Genomic DNA, 14,709 nt, shown 5'->3' on the forward strand with positions numbered 1-14,709 from the left:
CCTCGGTGCCCTGGAACCAGAGGCTCGGGACGCGCCCGGTCGGGTCGAAGACCGTGTCCTGCACCCTGTTGTCCGGGCTACCGGTGAGCAGGACCGACCAGAAGGGGGCAACCTCCTCCTCGTGCGCGGTGTCGAGCGCAATCTCGAGTTGGGCCACGGTGGACGGCTCCGGCTCAAGGCCGATCTCGCGGGCGATTCCGCTGATCCTCCTCGCCATGTCGATGTCCTTTTGCGTGACCCGTATACCGCCCTCATGAGTACACAGCGAGACGTCGATCACGCCGTGGGTCAGTTTCAGGTCGGGGTGGTGGCCATCCTCCTCGGCGGCCTGCGCCACGGCGGTGAGGAACCTCGCCGCCACGTTGTAGTCCCGGATCGAGTAGCGCGCGTGAAGGGCCTGAGCCAGCTTGCGCCAGTCGCCGAGGCCGGCATCGATGATCTGCTGATTGCTTAGCTTCTCCATGGTGGAACTCTGCCACAAGGGCGTGAGGTTCGGGGTCCTCGCCGCATCAACCGGTCGCAGGAACCCGGATCATCCCTTCCTGGGCAACGCTTGCCACGAGTTCGCCGGCCCGGTTGTAGATCCGGCCGGCCGCGAGACCGCGGGCACCGGAAGCGCTGGGCGAGCTCTGGACGTAAAGCAGCCACTCGTCGATCCGCACCGGCCGGTGCCACCACATCGCGTGGTCGAGGCTTGCCACACTCATGCCGGGGTGGATCCAGCTCAGCCCATGCGGCCGGAGAATCGACTCGAGCAGGGTGTAGTCGCTCGCGTAGGCGAGGGCGGCCCGGTGCACGTGCTCGTCGTCGGGCATGGGACCGAAGGTCTTCATCCACACCGCGTTCCGGGCTTCGCGCGCCCCGGTGTTCCCGATATACAGCGGAGCGTCGACATGCCGCACGTCGATGGGGCGCTGATAGGCCCAGGCACGGGCTACCGGGTGATCGAACCCGCCCAGAAGCTCCGCGGTGGTGGGCAGCGATTCAGGGTCGGGCATATTCTCGGGCATTGAGTCCTGGTGGGTGACGCCGTCGTCCGGATCCTGGAAGGACGCGATCATCGAGAGGATCGGCACGCCGTCCTGATACGCGTGCGCGCGGCGCGCCGAGAAGGACCGCCCGTCACGGAGCCGCTGGACTCCGAAAGTGATGGGCTTCTCCGCGTCCCCGGCACGCAGGAAGTATCCGTGCATCGAGTGGACCTGGCGGGTCGGCTCCACGGTCCGCATGGCCGCGATCAGCGACTGTGCAAGAACCTGGCCGCCGAAAACCCTCTTCCCCGGCTGCGGCGCGGAACTGCCCACGAAAATGTCCTCATCGGTGTGGGCGCCGTCGGCACTGCTGAGATCCAGCAGCCCCAGCAGCGCCTTCGTTGGATCTGCCGGGAATTCCCCGGAATCGACGTGGCTGGCGGCGTGCGGCTGATCGGTCATGGGTCTCCTTGCCGGGCGGTAGCTGCGGAGCGGCGGCCCCGGGAAATCTACCTTCGACACTAGACGGACAGGTCCGCCCCGCTCAACACGTGCCCGGGACGGGGATGGGGGCGCCGGCAGGCCGCCGGGCGGCGAATGGCCTGCCGCACGGGCTTTTGAGAGTATTGCAGTATGTCCCCCGTGCTCACTGTCCCGCTTCAGCTGCGCTTCGGCGATGAAGATTCCTACGGCCACGTCAATAACGCACGGTTCGTGCAGTTCCTCGAGGACGCGAGGGTGCGCCTGCTCTCCGAACCGGGGAGCGGGTTCACCTTCCTCGAGGTGACCGACGCCGGCCACTACACCCTCGTGGGACGGCACGAGATCGAGTACTTGGCCCCGCTGAACTTCAGCAGGGAGCCGGCGGGTGTGGACGTGTGGATCACCGCCGTCGGCGCCTCGAGCTTCACCTTGGGCTACGCGGTGCGGGATACCACAGAGCCCGGCGCGGGCACCACGTGCGCGCTGGCATCGACCACGATGATCCTCGTCGACCGGCAGTCCGGCCGTCCCGTGCGGTTGAATGAGACCCAACGATCCGCACTGGGGCAATGGATCGGCGATGGGGTGCCTTTCCGCCGCACCTCCGGCGCTTAGGTGCGGGAGATGTCCAACAGCCGGCTAGTGTTCGCCGATGCGCAGGTGGCCGCCGATCTCCGGACCTTCACGGCGCGGGCCCGCTCCAACGACGACGGCGCCATGCGGCTTCAGGCCTCCGGTACGGTACTCGCGGCATACGTCTGCACGCTCCGTGCGGGAGCCCTGGGGGAGGCGACCCCCACCGTGCTCGGGCTGAGGACGATGCCCCTGGCGGAGCCTGCCTCCGTCGACACCACGGTGGGCCTCGGATCGGTCGCGGACCGACTGGCACGCCTGCAGGACGACGTCGTCTTCACCGTGCCCACCGTGACGGTGACCGAGAACTGGGCCGGCGTCCTTCCGCCACGCTCGGGATGGGCGCAGGCCGGCACCGTGCCGACCAGCGCCCTCGAAGAGGCGGCACACAGCGGGATCCGGCAGGTTGCCGAGCTCATTCCCGACCGTGCAGGCGCTCCCGTGGTCAACAGTGCGCGGGGAGCCGTCTGGGGGCGGCCCCTACCTGGAATGCCGGCAGAACTGCCCGCCGGGGCCGCCTTCGGAGCACTGAGCCTCGGCTTCCTCGTCCCCGGCGAAGCTCCCGCGCTGTTCACCAACGGACGGTGGACAAGGCTGAGCACCAGCCGGGGACACATCCTCGTGCGGACCGCAGCGGTTCTGTAGGCGTCAGCCGCGTTCAGATCTCTAGGCGTCAGCCGCGTTCACCATGGACTGTGCCGCACGGTCCAGGTAGTCCCACAGCGTCGCCTCGTGCAGCGGTGCGAGGCCCAGGCTATCGACGGCCGCGCGCATGTGCCGGAGCCAGGAGTCACGTGCCTGCGGGGTGACCCGAAAGGGCATGTGCCGCATGCGGAGCCGTGGGTGCCCTCGAGTCTCGCCGTAGGTCTTGGGACCGCCCCAGTACTGCTCGAGGAATAGCAGGAGCCGCTCCTTCGCGGGCCCCAGATCCTCCTCGGGGTACATGGGCCGCAGCAGCTCATCGCTCGCGACACCCTCGTAGAAGACATCCACGAGCTTCACGAAGGTTTCGTGGCCGCCCACCGATTCATAGAAGTTGTATTCGGGCTGGACGAACTGCTGCCCGGCGGCCAGCAGCCGGTCGGCGGGCAGCGGCGGGCGAACACGGCCCGTGCGCAGTTCGAGGGGGGTCGGCTCGACGCCGTCGTTGTTACTCATGATGCATCCTCCTGATGGGCGGTTCCTGCAGGGGCAGCTGCCGCAGGCGGTTCCACGTAGATACCCTGGGACCGGTTACCGACCTTGGTGATGTCGCCGTTGCGCACATACCAGATGGCACCGTTCGCATCGATCATCCGGGTGATGCGGAGGCCGAGGGACTGGACGACACCCACCGTCTCGCCGATCTCGATGGTGTCGCCCACCCCGTACTGGTCCTCGATGGTGATGAAGACCCCGAGGAACGCGTCGCGGATGATCTCCCGCGCCCCGAAACCGATCGCGATACCCACGATTCCCACACTGGCGAGGATCGGGCCGATCTGGAACTGCAGCTGCTCGAGCGCCATCAATACCGCGACGACGGCGATCGTCACGCCGGCCGCGCTGGTGAGCAGCCCGCCGATGGTCTCGGCGCGCTGCGTGCGCCGCGCGTGGTCGAGGGAGCGGAGGACCGGTTGGGCCCACCGAAAGTGGGGCTTGCTGAAGACGCTGTACCCGTCCTGCACCCGCCGCACCGAACGTGCCACGAGGTATCGCACCGCCAGCCAGAGCAGGAGTGCCAGCAGCAGGATGATCGCCGCGCCGAGAATGTGGCTCCCGTAACCGAGCTCGGGAAAAAGATCCATGAGGTGCAAACTACTTTCTGATCCGCGTCGCAGGTGCTGTCCCCGGGAGAGGACGGGAGCGGCGCAGTTTCTAGGCTACATGCGCTGCACGGCTAGGGCCGGTCGAGGATGACCGGCTCATGCAGCACGGGGAAGTTCACGGACCGTGCGATGAAGCAGGCCGCGGAAGCCTCCCGATGGATCCGAAGGGCGGTGTCGCGGTGGGCGGGGTCGGCGATGGTGACCACGGGATGGAGCACGGCCGAGGTGAATTCGCCGCTGCCGTCCCGGTTCAGCCGCAGAAATCCCTCCGCGCTGTCCGAGTATGCAGTGACCACCACACCCGCCTTGACCGCCATGTGGAGGTAGGACAGCAGATGGCACTGCGCCAGTGCGGCCAGGAGCAGCTGCTCCGGATTCCACCGGTCCCGTTGCCCGTGGAATGTCGGATCGGCGGTCCCGGCGAGGAGCGGGGGCCCCGGAGCGGTGACTTCATTCTCGCGGCTGTACGAGCGGTATCCCGACGTGCCCTCCCCGAGGTTTCCGGTCCAGGTGACGGTGACGTCATAGGTGTGCGTCGACCGGGAATTTTCCGACATGGTCCCTGCCATCAGCGGTCCCCGGCCTGCGCGCGCAGGGCCCGCTGGACGCCGTCGCGGTTCTCCAGGATGAGGCGCCGCAGGGAGGGGCTGTCTTCCCCGAGCCGGTCGAGGAAGGCGTCCGCCTGCACAAGCGCCTCCGCGCTGATGAGGCGTGAGGGGTACAGCCCCACCACGATCTGTTGTGCGATCTCGTGGGTCCTGGTGGCCCACACCTTCTGTACGGAGTCGAAGTAGGTCGCGGCATAGGGCTCCAGCAGGGCTGCGTGGTGGACGCGCGTGAACCCCAGGATCGCTGCCCGCTGGGTGGCGTTGGGAAGATCCGTCCGGCCCACGATGGAGTCCCAGGCAGCTGCTTTGGCCTCGGGTGTGGGAATCGCCGCCGTCGCCGTTGCCGCGGCGAGTTGGCCGGCCGATGTGCCGTCGCGTGCCAGTTCGACCTCGATCTCCGGCGGGCCGTAGCGGCCGCCCGCCACCAGGCTGGTCACGAGTTCCCACCGGAGGTCGGAGTCGATTCCCAGGCCCTCCAGCGCTTCGGCGCCGGTGAGCACCGCCTCCACCACGTCCAGGTGTTTCCCGCTGCGGGCCCGGGCCGCGAAGGCCTTGACGAACTGCAGCTGTGAATCCGACGCCGCCTCCGCTGCGCGGGCGAGCTCCAGCAGGCTGTCCGCCGCGGCGTCGCCCATCGCCCTGCTGTCCTCCGGGTTGACGTAGTACGTCAGCGTCAGGGCCAGCTGCCTCAGCAGCACCAGGACCACCGACGAGTCCGATTCGGAGCCGATGTTCTGCAGGACGAGGTCCACGTAGTTGCGGGCGGGGGTCTCGCCGTCGCGCGCCGCGTCCCACGCCGAGGCCCATACCAGCGTGCGGGGCAGCGAATCGGCGAAATCCCTGAGGTGCCGTACGGAGCTCCGCAGCGACACCGGGTCGAGCCGGATCTTCGCGTAGGCGAGGTCATCGTCGTTGAGGAGCACCAGCGCCGGGCGTTTCCTCCCGGCGACCTCGGGGACCTCTGTGCGCTCGCCGTCGACGTCGAGCTCGACGCGGTGGACCCGCACCAGCCGGGCGTCGTCGTCGAGGTCGTAGAACCCTACGGCGAGCCGGTGCGGGCGAAGGGTCGGATACCCTTCGGGAGCGGACTGCAGGATCGCGAATGCGGTGAGAACGCCGTCGTCGTCGGTCTCGATGTCGGGCCGCAGCGTGTTGACGCCCGCGGTCTCGAGCCACTGCGCGGACCACTGGGTGAGGTCGCGGCCGCTTGCCTTCTCGAGCTCGGTGAGCAGGTCCTTCAGCTCGGTATTGCCCCAGGAGTGCTGGCGGAAGTACTCGCGGACTCCCTCCAGAAATTCGTCCTGGCCCACCCAGGCGACGAGCTGCTTGAGGACCGAGGCGCCCTTGGCGTAGGTGATGCCGTCGAAATTCACCTGGACGTCATCGAGGTCGCGAATCTCGGCGACGATCGGGTGGGTCGAGGGAAGCTGGTCCTGGCGGTAGGCCCAGGCCTTCTCGATGGAGGTGAACGTGGTCCAGGCCTGGGTGAACTCAGTCGCCTCGGCCGCGGCGAGGGTGGACATGTATTCGGCGAAGGATTCGTTGAGCCAGAGGTCGTTCCACCACCGCATGGTCACGAGGTCGCCGAACCACATGTGCGCGAGCTCATGCAGGATGGTGATCGCGCGGCGCTCCACCGTGGCATCGGGCACGCGCGAGCGGAAGACGTACGTCTCGACGATCGTCACGGCGCCCGCGTTCTCCATGGCGCCGGCATTGAACTGGGGCACGAAGAGCTGGTCGTACTTCTCGAACGGGTAGGGCGTGCCGAACTGCTTCTCGTAGAACTCGAAGCCCTGCCGTGTCAGGTCGAAGATGTTCTCCGCATCGAGGTGCTGCATGAGCGATTTGCGGGCGAAGACCCCGAGCGGGATGGTCCGCCCGTCCGAACTCGTCACGTCGCTCCGCACCGCCTGGTAGGGACCCGCGATCAGGGCGGTGACGTAGGAGGAGAGGACCGGTGTCGGTTCGAACGACCACGTCGCATGCGCTCCATTCTCAGCGGCGGACCCGGCCTGCACGGGAACGGGGGTGGGGGAGTTGGAGATGACGTCCCAGTGCGACGGCGCCGTGACGGTGAAGCGGAACGTCGCCTTCAGGTCGGGCTGCTCGAAGACGGCGAACACGCGTCGGGAGTCGGGGACCTCGAACTGCGTGTACAGGTACACCTCGTCATCCACCGGGTCCACGAACCGGTGGAGCCCCTCGCCGGTGTTCATGTACGGGAGATCGGCGTGGACGACGAGCCGGTTCGACGCCGCCAGGTTGTCCAGCTGGATGCGGACGCCGTCCGACACGTCAGCGGGGTCGAGGTCCACACCATTGAGGCTCACCCGGTGGACGGTTTCGGTGACGGCGTCGATGAACGTGGACGAGCCCTGCGTCGCCTCGAAATTCACCACGGTGGTCGAGCCGAACACGGTCTCCCCGCGGGTCAGGTCGAGGGTGATGTCATAGGACTGGACTTCGAGCAGTTCGGCGCGGGTACGTGCTTCATCGCGCGTCAGGTTCATGCCTGGCATGGTTCGCCTCCGTGGTGGGGAATATCGTTTCGTATTCTCTCACTGATCCCCTGTGACCCGGGGGCCGGTTCCCTCCGGAGCGCTCCGCCACCCAGTAGTCTGGAAGAAACCACCCCTGCTGCGAATGGAGCACCGATGCGCGTCCACCTGGCCACCGACCATGCGGGGATGGAACTCAGCGCCCACCTCCTGGAGCATCTCACCCGGACCGGCTACGACGTCGTTGACCACGGACCCCGGAATTACGACCCGGAGGACGACTACCCGTCCTTCTGTATCAACGCAGCAGTCGCCGTGGTGGCTGATCAGGCGGCGGGGGTGGACGCACTCGGCATCGTGCTGGGCGGCTCCGGGAACGGTGAGCAGATCGCGGCGAACAAGGTACGCGGGGTGCGGGCGGCGCTCGCCTGGAACCTCGACACCGCACGCCTGGCGCGCCAGCACAACAACGCGAACGTCGTTGCCGTCGGAGGGCGGCAGCATTCCGTCGAAGAGGCCACCGGAATCATCGAAGCGTTCCTCGCCGAGCCTTTCAGCGGCGCCGAGCGCCATGTGCGCCGCATCGGCAAGATCGCTGCCTACGAGGCGACGGGAATCATTGACGCGTAGGGCCGGAGTCCGTCGGAACGCGGGGGGTGCACGTGCCTGAAGGCCATTCGATCCACCGGCTCGCCCGGCAGTTCACCGCGCTGTTCGTAGACGAGGAACTCGCCGTCAGCAGCCCCCAGGGCCGCTTTGCCGCCGGCGCTTCCCGGCTCCACGGACACAGCCTCGTCAGCGCACTGGCTCACGGGAAGCAACTCTTCCTGCGCTTCGACAACGACCTCGTCCTGAGGATCCACCTCGGCCTCTACGGAGCGTGGACGTTCGGAGGTGATTCCACCACCTTCAGCGGTAGTATCGGAGCTCCGCGACGCACCGCCGACACGGGGCAGGGGGCGGAGGCCGCGCAGCCGCCGTACGCAGGACCTCCCGAGCCCGTCGGGGCCGTGCGCGTCCGTCTGGTCTCCCGGCGGGGCTGGGCCGACCTCCGGGGTCCCACTGCGTGCGTGGTCATCACCCCGCGGGAGGAAGCGCTTGCGCTGGCCCGGCTCGGCCCGGACCCGCTCCAGGAGAGCGCCGACCCGGTAGCCTTCGTCACGCGGCTCCGCTCCAGCGCGACGCCGATCGGCGTCCAGCTGATGAATCAGGCCGTGATCGCCGGCATCGGCAATGTGTACCGCGCGGAAGTGCTCTTCCTGCAGGGCATCTCTCCGTGGCGCCCGGGGAAGGCGGTGCCCGAATCGGAGGCCCTGGCCGCCTGGGAGGACGCAGTGCGCCTGATGCAGGACGGCGTTCGCGAGGGGCGGATCATCACGACGACGCCGTCCGCGCGCGACGGGCTCACCGCGGGAACAGCACCGCACTATGTGTACAAGCGGACGGGGGAGCCGTGCCGCCGTTGCGGTACGGCGATTGCCAGCACCCTTCTGGCGGCACGCACCGTCTACTGGTGTCCGGAATGCCAGCGTCGCTGAGCGGCGGAAAGCAGAACAGCCGGCCCCGAGCGGGGACCGGCTGTTGGATCTGGAGGGGATGACGGGAATCGAACCCGCATCATCAGTTTGGAAGACTGAGGCTTTACCACTAAGCTACATCCCCGGAAAGTGCTGCGTCCTCGCGGGAATTCCTGAACAATTCCCCGGACATTCGAGCCGTTCGGCCCCCGGAACGCCTTCAACTACACCACAGCACGCTGGAAATCGCCAAATGTGCAACCGGGGTGAAAAGAAAGTACAGTTACAGCTGCAGTTACGGGGTGTAGCTCAGCTTGGTAGAGCGCCTGCTTTGGGAGCAGGAAGTCGCAGGTTCAACTCCTGTCACCCCGACTCAGAAGTTCCGGCATGATCTTGTCACTACAGAAACAACCCCAATTAGTTCAGGAGTCCTACGCCGTGAAGAGCGCTGTCGAAAACCTTTCCCCAACCAGGGTGAAGCTGAATGTCGAGGTTCCTTTCGAGGAACTCAAGCCGAGCATCGACCAGGCCTACAAGACGATCGCCTCACAGGTGCAGGTTCCGGGCTTCCGCAAGGGCAAGGTTCCCCAGAAGCTCATCGACCAGCGCGTGGGACGCGGCTACGTCATCGAGACGGCCGTCAACGACGGGCTGAACGGCTTCTACCAGAGCGCAGTCCAGGAAGCAGGGATCCGCCCGCTGAGCCGCCCCGAGGTGGAGATCACGGAGGTCCCCGATCCTTCGGCCGCCGACGGCCAGCTCCTGTTCACCGTCGAACTCGACGTCCGCCCGGAGATCGAGCTTCCCGATTACGCGGGGATCGAAGTCACCGTCGAGGCCGCGGAAGCTTCCGACGCCGACATCGAGAAGTCACTGGACGAGCTGCGCAGCCGCTTCGGCACCCTCGCCGCCGTGGACCGCCCGGCGAAGGACGGCGATTTCCTGACGATCGACCTCACCGCGACGGTCGACGGCGAAGAGGTCGACTCGGCGCAGGACCTCTCCTACCAGGTGGGTTCGGGGACCATGCTCGAAGGCATGGACGAAGCAGTCACGGGCCTGAGTGTGGATGAGACGGCGATCTTCGGGACCAAGCTCGCCGGCGGCGAGCACACCGGCGCGGACGCCCAGGTGAACGTGGTGGTCAAGGCCGTCAAGGAGCGTGAGCTTCCCGAGGTGGACGACGAGTTCGCCCAGCTCGCCAGCGAGTTCGACACCGTTGCCGAGCTCCGCGAGGATCTCACCAAGCGCGCCTCCGAGGGCAAGCTGATGGACCAGGGCGTCGAAGCCCGTGACAAGGTCCTGGACAAGCTCGTCGAGATGATCGCCGTTCCCGTGCCGGAGAGCGTCATCGAGGAACAGCTCGAGCAGCACTTCAACGGCGAGAACTCGCACTCCGCCGGCGAGGACCACGACACCGAGGAGCACCGGGCGGAGATCCGCACCAACACCGGCCGGGCCTTCCAGAACGAGATCATCCTCGACGCCGTGGCGGAGAAGGAAGAGGTCGGTGTCAGCCAGAGCGAGCTGATCGACTACATCGTCTCCACCTCGAGCCAGTACGGCATGGAGCCCAACCAGTTCGCGCAGATGCTGGACTCGAGCGGCCAGGTCCCGATGATCGTCGGAGAGGTGCGGCGCCGCAAGGCCCTCGCCAAGGTCCTCGAACTCGCGAACGTGACCGACACGGCCGGTGCGCCGGTTGACCTCAGCGAATTCGTGCGCGCCGCCGACGACGACGCCGAGACCATCGCCGCGGACGACGTCATGGAATCCGGCGACGCCGTCGAAGGTGACGCCGTTCAGGACACCGCTGTTGAGGACACGGCTGTTGAAGCAGACGTTGACGCACCTGCGGAGGACACCGACGACGAGGCCGCCGCCCGCGCCTGATCCCCGATCCGGGACGCGAAGCACGCGTTCCCCCCGAAGCACCGCCGCCCGCATGGGTGGCGGTGCTTCGTCGTTGGCGGCCCGTTTCCGGGGCTCGTGGCTGTGGTTTCAACGGCTCCGCAGGTGTGCCCACGGCTCGTGCGCCGTCAGCGAACAGCAGGCGGAGCGGGAGCAAAACGGATCCGGCGCGGGTTAGTGTCCAGTGAGAGATAAACGGCCGGGCGGTTCCTGAAGGAACCGGCCCGCCAGAGTGAGAGGTCAACGAGAATGTCCACCGAACCAACCACACCCCGTATGGCCAGCCCGGAAGCGGCAGGCCGTGACGACTACATCTACAACCGGCTCCTCAAGGAGCGCATCATCTGGCTCGGTTCGGAGGTCCGCGACGACAACGCGAACGCGATCTGCTCGCAGCTGCTGCTGCTCTCCGCCGAGGACCCCGATCGCGACATCTTCCTCTACATCAACTCGCCCGGTGGTTCGGTCACCGCCGGTATGGCGATCTACGACACGATGCAGTTCATTCCGAACGACGTCGTGACCGTGGCGACGGGCCTTGCCGCCTCGATGGGGCAATTCCTCCTGTCCTCGGGTACCAAGGGTAAGCGGTACGCCACGCCCCACGCCCGCATCCTCATGCACCAGCCCTCCGGTGGCATCGGTGGAACGGCAACCGACATCCGTATCCAGGCCGAGCTGATCCTGCACATGAAGCGCGTCATGGCCGAGCTAACCGCCGAGCAGACGGGACAGACCGTGGAGAAGATCCTGGTCGACAACGACAGGGACAAGTGGTTCACCGCGCAGGAAGCCCTCGAATACGGTTTCTTCGACCACATCTCCGCCCACGCCGGATCGGTCTCCGGCGGCGGCGGTACCCAGAGCGCCTAAAGCTCAGCACACCTCCCTCCTTCATCAGTCGTTCCACCAGGAGACATCATGAACCACGATTTCCATGCGTCCGCGGGCTCCCGGGCCACCAACCTGCCCACCGACCGCTACATCCTGCCCCAGTTCGAGGAGCGCACGCCCTACGGCTTCAAGCGCCAGGACCCGTACACCAAGCTGTTCGAGGACCGCATCATCTTCCTCGGCACGCAGGTGGACGACGCCTCGGCCGACGACGTCATGGCTCAGCTCCTCGTGCTCGAGTCCACGGACCCCGAGCGCGACATCACCCTGTACATCAACTCACCGGGCGGTTCCTTCACCGCCATGACGGCGATCTACGACACCATGCAGTTCATCCGGCCCGAAGTCCAGACCGTGTGCCTGGGCCAGGCGGCAAGTGCCGCGGCCGTCCTTCTCGCGGCCGGAGCGCCGGGCAAGCGCCTGGCACTGCCGAACGCCCGGGTGCTCATCCACCAGCCGGCGCTGTCCGGCGGCCAGGGCGGCCAGGCCTCGGACCTCGAGATCCAGGCCAACGAGGTCATGCGCATGAGGACCTGGCTGGAGGACACCATCGCCCTGCACAGCGGGCGCGACGCGGAGCAGGTCAACCGGGACATCGAGCGCGACAAGATCCTCACCGCAGCCGACGCAGTGGAGTACGGGCTCGTCGACGAGGTCCTCGCCTCACGCAAGATGGTTCCACCCAAGATCAACACCCCGTAGGTCGTGCCGTTTCCCGAGGGTCGAGGCCCAGGGCAGGACGGGAAACCGCGGATCAAAATGCCCGTGGTGCCGATCGGCACCACGGGCATTTTGATACTGATTCGCTCCGGCATGTGGCCTAGAGTGGACATAGCAACCACGTACCACGTAAGGGGACTGACACATGGCTCGCATTGGTGAGAGCACAGATCTGCTGAAGTGCTCCTTCTGCGGAAAAAGCCAGAAGCAGGTTCGCAAGCTGATCGCAGGTCCCGGAGTGTATATCTGCGACGAATGCATTGAGCTGTGCAACGAGATCATCGAGGAGGAGCTGTCCGAGGTAGCCGACCTCGGGTCCTTCGAGCTGCCCAAGCCGCGGGAGATCTTCGACTTCCTCCAGGAGTACGTGGTGGGGCAGGAACCGGCGAAGCGATCGCTGGCCGTCGCCGTCTACAACCACTACAAGCGCATCCAGTCCGGCAGTGCACCGCGTGCCGCGGGCACCCTGGCCGATGTCGCCGAGTCCGAGGACGTGGAGATCGCGAAGTCGAACATCCTCCTGATCGGCCCCACCGGTTGCGGCAAGACGTACCTCGCGCAGACCCTGGCGCGCAGGCTGAACGTCCCCTTCGCCGTCGCCGACGCGACAGCGCTCACCGAGGCCGGCTACGTGGGCGAGGACGTCGAGAACATCCTGCTCAAGCTCATCCAGGCCGCGGACTACGACGTGAAGAAGGCCGAACAGGGCATCATCTACATCGACGAGATCGACAAGATCTCGCGCAAGAGCGAAAACCCGTCGATCACGCGCGACGTGTCGGGGGAAGGCGTCCAGCAGGCGCTCCTGAAGATCCTCGAGGGTACCGTCGCCTCGGTTCCCCCGCAGGGCGGACGCAAGCATCCGCACCAGGAATTCATCCAGATCGACACCACCAATGTGCTCTTCATCGTGGCGGGGGCCTTCGCCGGGCTCGAGGAGATCATCGGATCCCGAGCGGGCCGCAAGGGCATCGGTTTCGGTGCTCCCCTCAGTTCGCTCAAGAACGAGGAGGCGAGCTACGGCGACGTCATGCCGGAGGATCTCCTGAAGTTCGGCCTCATTCCCGAGTTCATCGGACGCCTCCCGGTCATCACCACGGTGACCCACCTCGACCGGCCCGCACTCATGCAGATCCTCACCGAGCCCAAGAACGCCCTGATGAAGCAGTACCAGAAGATGTTCCTGCTCGACGGCGTCGAACTCAGCTTCGACCCGAAGGCACTCGAGTCCATCGCCGACCTGGCGCTCGAGCGCGGCACCGGTGCGCGCGGCCTGCGCGCCATCATGGAGGAAGTCCTGCTGCCTGTCATGTTCGACCTGCCGAGCCGGAGCGACGTGGCAGCGGTGGTCATCACCGCCGACGTCGTCGCCAAGCAGGCAGAGGCCACGCTCATCTCCCACGAGGTCGTTGCCAAGCGCCGCACGAAGTCGGCCTGATCGGTCGTCCCGGGTGTGAACGATTCCGCTCCGGAATAGGTTCGCCTCTGCCCCGGTTGCACCAGGCAGAGGCATACCGCCTACCCGACGACGACGAGGAGTTCCTCCGTGAGCGAGTCCACCACCGCTGAAAAAGCCGATTTCTGGTTCGACCCCCTGTGCCCCTTCGCGTGGATCACGTCCCGCTGGATGGGCGAGGTGGAGCAGGTCCGCAGCGTCAGCGTCGACTGGCACGTCATGAGCCTCGCCGTCCTCAATGAGGGGCGGGATCTTCCTGCCGATTACCAGGAGCTGATGCAGAAGGGCTGGGCTCCCGTTCGGGTCATCACTGCGGCCAGGGAGCTCCACGGCTCCGAGTACGTCAAGAAGCTCTACGATGCGATGGGTACCCGCATCCACAACGAGGGCAATGCGGACTTCGGCGCGGTGATCGACGAGTCCCTCGAGGAAGTGGGCCTCCCGGCCGACCTCGCGGCCTACGGATCCACGGACGAGTACGACACCCAGCTCCGCGCGTCGCACCAGGACGGCATCGACCGCGTGGGCGACGAGGTCGGCACCCCCGTGGTGGCCTTCAACGGAACCGCCTTCTTCGGACCCGTCCTCACGAAGATCCCGCGCGGCGAACAGGCAGGGCGGATCTTCGACGGCGCTGTGCTGATGTCCGAATTCCCCGAGTTCTTCGAGCTCAAGCGTTCGCGTACCGAGAGCCCCGCGTTCGACTGATCCCCGGGCCGGTCCGAAAGACCAGCACTGCAGGAAAGGGCCTCGCCGTATCCGGCGGGGCCCTTTCCTGCGCTGTTATTCGACCGGCTGCACGGCCAGGTCCACGTCGGTGACCGTGAGGTCGCCGTCGCCCTCGGCAAGCCGGAGCTCGCGCGCGTTCCCTGCGGCCTTGAGGTCCTCGAGGCCCGCGGCCAGCTGCGCCACCTGCTGCGGCGGCGCGGTCACCAGCGCGCTCACCACTTCGGTCCGCTGCTTCATCTTCGCCTCGGACTTCGCCTTGCGGATTCCGCCGAGGGCGAGCGCCACCGTGGTGAGGATCGCCGGATCCGACGATGCGGGAAGCCCATCGAACGCCGTAGCGGAAGGCCAGTCGGCGGTGTGGACCGAGCCGGCCCGCCACCAGCTCCAGACCTCCTCGGTGGCGAAGGGCAGGAAGGGCGCGAACAGCCGGAGCAGGGCGTCGAGCGTGGTGGCCAGGGCCGTCAGCACCGACTCCTGG

General features: G+C 66.7%; 16 protein-coding genes and 2 tRNA genes. 10 read left to right on the top strand and 8 right to left on the bottom strand.

Annotated elements, in window-relative coordinates:
• Both Y705_RS20685 and Y705_RS0115725 read right to left on the bottom strand, forming a co-directional pair.
• Window positions 1–463, bottom strand: a 463-nt coding sequence (locus tag Y705_RS20685; protein WP_049822888.1) for a 4a-hydroxytetrahydrobiopterin dehydratase, incomplete at its 3' end; no start/stop codon positions are given.
• Window positions 464–509: 46 nt separating this feature from the next.
• Window positions 510–1,433: an acyl-CoA thioesterase gene (locus Y705_RS0115725; RefSeq protein WP_026533541.1), complete on the bottom strand. Its 924-nt coding sequence runs from the start codon at window positions 1,431–1,433 to the stop codon at window positions 510–512.
• A gap of 171 nt (window positions 1,434–1,604) precedes the next feature.
• Between Y705_RS0115725 and Y705_RS0115730 the strand changes: the two genes are divergently transcribed.
• The gene (locus Y705_RS0115730) at window positions 1,605–2,069 is read left to right on the top strand and encodes an acyl-CoA thioesterase (RefSeq protein WP_026533542.1); all 465 of its coding nucleotides are present in this window, start codon (window positions 1,605–1,607) and stop codon (window positions 2,067–2,069) included.
• The gene (locus Y705_RS0115735) at window positions 2,070–2,732 is read left to right on the top strand and encodes a DUF8185 domain-containing protein (protein WP_026533543.1); all 663 of its coding nucleotides are present in this window, start codon (window positions 2,070–2,072) and stop codon (window positions 2,730–2,732) included. It begins immediately after the preceding gene.
• Window positions 2,733–2,753: 21 nt separating this feature from the next.
• On the opposite strand, the gene Y705_RS0115740 is transcribed toward Y705_RS0115735, so the two are convergent.
• The 4 genes from Y705_RS0115740 to pepN form a co-directional block, all read right to left on the bottom strand.
• Entirely contained in the window at window positions 2,754–3,245 is a 492-nt protein-coding gene (locus Y705_RS0115740) for a globin (protein ID WP_081738119.1), read from the bottom strand.
• Window positions 3,242–3,874 (bottom strand): mechanosensitive ion channel family protein, encoded by a 633-nt coding sequence (locus Y705_RS0115745; RefSeq protein WP_026533545.1) that lies wholly within the window; start codon window positions 3,872–3,874, stop codon window positions 3,242–3,244. The genes Y705_RS0115740 and Y705_RS0115745 overlap by 4 nt, the downstream gene beginning before the upstream one ends.
• A 92-nt stretch (window positions 3,875–3,966) precedes the next feature.
• Window positions 3,967–4,452, bottom strand: a complete 486-nt coding sequence (locus Y705_RS0115750; RefSeq protein WP_026533546.1) for an OsmC family protein — start codon at window positions 4,450–4,452, stop codon at window positions 3,967–3,969.
• 11 nt (window positions 4,453–4,463) lie between these two features.
• Window positions 4,464–7,016, bottom strand: a complete 2,553-nt coding sequence (pepN, locus tag Y705_RS0115755) for an aminopeptidase N (RefSeq protein WP_026533547.1) — start codon at window positions 7,014–7,016, stop codon at window positions 4,464–4,466.
• A 144-nt stretch (window positions 7,017–7,160) separates the two neighbouring features.
• Here pepN and Y705_RS0115760 point away from each other — a divergent pair, with 144 nt between their 5' ends.
• Both Y705_RS0115760 and Y705_RS0115765 read left to right on the top strand, forming a co-directional pair.
• Window positions 7,161–7,634, top strand: a complete 474-nt coding sequence (locus Y705_RS0115760) for a ribose-5-phosphate isomerase (protein ID WP_026533548.1) — start codon at window positions 7,161–7,163, stop codon at window positions 7,632–7,634.
• A 32-nt stretch (window positions 7,635–7,666) separates the two neighbouring features.
• On the top strand, window positions 7,667–8,542 hold the full coding sequence (locus Y705_RS0115765) for an Fpg/Nei family DNA glycosylase (RefSeq protein ID WP_026533549.1): 876 nt from the start codon (window positions 7,667–7,669) through the stop codon (window positions 8,540–8,542).
• 50 nt (window positions 8,543–8,592) lie between these two features.
• Here Y705_RS0115765 and Y705_RS0115770 read toward each other — a convergent pair.
• Window positions 8,593–8,666, bottom strand: a tRNA-Gly gene (locus tag Y705_RS0115770).
• A gap of 153 nt (window positions 8,667–8,819) precedes the next feature.
• On the opposite strand from Y705_RS0115770, the gene Y705_RS0115775 reads away from it, so the two are divergent.
• From Y705_RS0115775 to Y705_RS0115800, 6 genes are all read left to right on the top strand, one after another.
• A tRNA-Pro gene (locus tag Y705_RS0115775) sits at window positions 8,820–8,893 on the top strand.
• A gap of 66 nt (window positions 8,894–8,959) precedes the next feature.
• Window positions 8,960–10,414 carry a trigger factor gene (tig, locus tag Y705_RS20690; RefSeq protein ID WP_049822889.1) on the top strand — a complete coding sequence of 485 codons (1,455 nt, stop codon included), beginning with the start codon at window positions 8,960–8,962 and terminating at the stop codon, window positions 10,412–10,414.
• 267 nt (window positions 10,415–10,681) lie between these two features.
• Complete coding sequence (locus Y705_RS0115785; protein ID WP_442858967.1) at window positions 10,682–11,305, top strand: ATP-dependent Clp protease proteolytic subunit; 624 nt, start codon at window positions 10,682–10,684, stop codon at window positions 11,303–11,305.
• A gap of 48 nt (window positions 11,306–11,353) precedes the next feature.
• Entirely contained in the window at window positions 11,354–12,028 is a 675-nt protein-coding gene (locus Y705_RS0115790) for an ATP-dependent Clp protease proteolytic subunit (protein WP_026533551.1), read from the top strand.
• A 163-nt stretch (window positions 12,029–12,191) separates the two neighbouring features.
• Window positions 12,192–13,484: an ATP-dependent Clp protease ATP-binding subunit ClpX gene (clpX, locus tag Y705_RS0115795; protein ID WP_026533552.1), complete on the top strand. Its 1,293-nt coding sequence runs from the start codon at window positions 12,192–12,194 to the stop codon at window positions 13,482–13,484.
• Window positions 13,485–13,592: 108 nt separating this feature from the next.
• The gene (locus tag Y705_RS0115800) at window positions 13,593–14,210 is read left to right on the top strand and encodes a mycothiol-dependent nitroreductase Rv2466c family protein (RefSeq protein ID WP_026533553.1); all 618 of its coding nucleotides are present in this window, start codon (window positions 13,593–13,595) and stop codon (window positions 14,208–14,210) included.
• A gap of 75 nt (window positions 14,211–14,285) precedes the next feature.
• Here Y705_RS0115800 and Y705_RS21585 read toward each other — a convergent pair.
• Window positions 14,286–14,709: class I tRNA ligase family protein (locus Y705_RS21585; RefSeq protein ID WP_155850120.1), on the bottom strand; the 424-nt coding region annotated here is incomplete at its 5' end.

This window comes from Arthrobacter sp. H41 (assembly GCF_000520535.1).
Classification (GTDB): domain Bacteria; phylum Actinomycetota; class Actinomycetes; order Actinomycetales; family Micrococcaceae; genus Arthrobacter_D.